The sequence below is a fragment of the Streptomyces sp. NPDC058671 genome (assembly GCF_042716475.1).
Classification (GTDB): Bacteria; Actinomycetota; Actinomycetes; order Streptomycetales; family Streptomycetaceae; genus Streptomyces.
Window position 1 is genome coordinate 1 of record NZ_JBHXSA010000068.1, and the last position, 1,389, is coordinate 1,389.

The window sequence follows — 1,389 nt, forward strand, 5'->3', positions numbered from 1 at the left end:
TTGTCGTGACGGTTTGACTGCTTGGTCGTTGGTCTGTTCATGGGTGGGGTTGTGGTTGATGCCCGGTTGTGGGTGGGTGAGTTGAAGGCTCTGCATGAGCGGTTCGTGCACCGTTTTGCCAGGTCGGAGCCGCGTGAGTCCGCGTTGGCGTATATGCGTGGGCTGATAGCCCCGCTCGAGCGGAAGAACGGGTGGACGCTGGCGGAGGAGGCCGGTCATGCGGGTCCGGACCGGCTCCACCGGCTGTTGAACCGGATCGACTGGGACGCGGAGGAGGTCCTGGACGATGTTCGCGAGTACGTCGTGGAGCATCTCGGCGACCGGGCAGCGGTACTGATTGTCGACGACACCGGTTTCCAAGAAGGGGGTGCGGTCGGCCGGTGTCCAGCGGCAATATTCCGGAACGGCAGGGCGGACGGAGAACTGCCAGGTCGGAGTCTTCCTCGCCTATGCGACTCCGTTGGGACGGACACTGATCGACCGCCGCCTCTACCTGCCTACCTCCTGGACAGACGATCGTGAACGGTGCCGTCGGGCCGGCATCGACGACGCGGTCGCTTTCGAGACGAAGGTCGCGATGGCCAGGGCGATGGTCCGCCGCGCGATCGAGGAGAAGATCCCGTTCGGGTGGGTGACCGCGGACGCCGGCTACGGCTACTCGAAAAGCTGGCGGACCGAGCTCGAGCGGGCCGATATCTTCCACGTCATGGCCACCACCCGGCACGACACCGTCGTCACCCGCTGGGCCATGGACCACCCGGTCCAGGACCTGTTCCACGATCTGCCGAGGCAGAAGTGGAAACGCCGGTCCTGCGGCGATGGCTCCCACGGACCGAGGGTCTTCGACTGGGCGAGGGTCGAGGTCCGCCCCTGGCACCGGGAAGACCGGCGCCACTGGGTGATCGCCCGCCGCAGTGTCCGCCGGCCCGAGGAGATCTCCTACTACATCGCCTACTGCCCCGCCGATACCACTCTCGACCAGCTGATCCGCGTCGCCGGCAGCCGCTGGGCGCTCGAGGAATGCTTCCAGACCGCGAAGCAGGAATGCGGCCTGGACGACTACCAGATCCGCCGCTACCCCGGCTGGCACCGCCACATGACCCTAGCCATGGCCGCCCACGCCTGCCTCACCGTCCTGCGGGCCCGCGAGCTCGATGCGGAGAAAGCAGAAACGGATCCTCCGGCCTTGTCCCCCTCAGCCTGGCCGAACTCAGACGCCTGATCCACAGCCTCACCCACCGCCCACCGGCACCCATCGAACACGTCCTGCACTGGTCCCACTGGCGACGCCGACGACAACACCAAGCCCGCCTCAGCCACTACAAACAACGCGGCCACACACCACCAGAAACTACCCAACCATCAGACCAAAGACCGTTGCAGTACTAG

1 pseudogene is annotated in these 1,389 nt (G+C 65.9%); it reads left to right on the plus strand.

Features of this window, described 5'->3' with window-relative positions:
* The first annotated feature begins 39 nt into the window (after positions 1 to 39).
* Positions 40 to 1,222, plus strand: a pseudogene (locus ACFWV2_RS33045) (IS701 family transposase).
* The last annotated feature ends 167 nt before the right edge of the window (positions 1,223 to 1,389 follow it).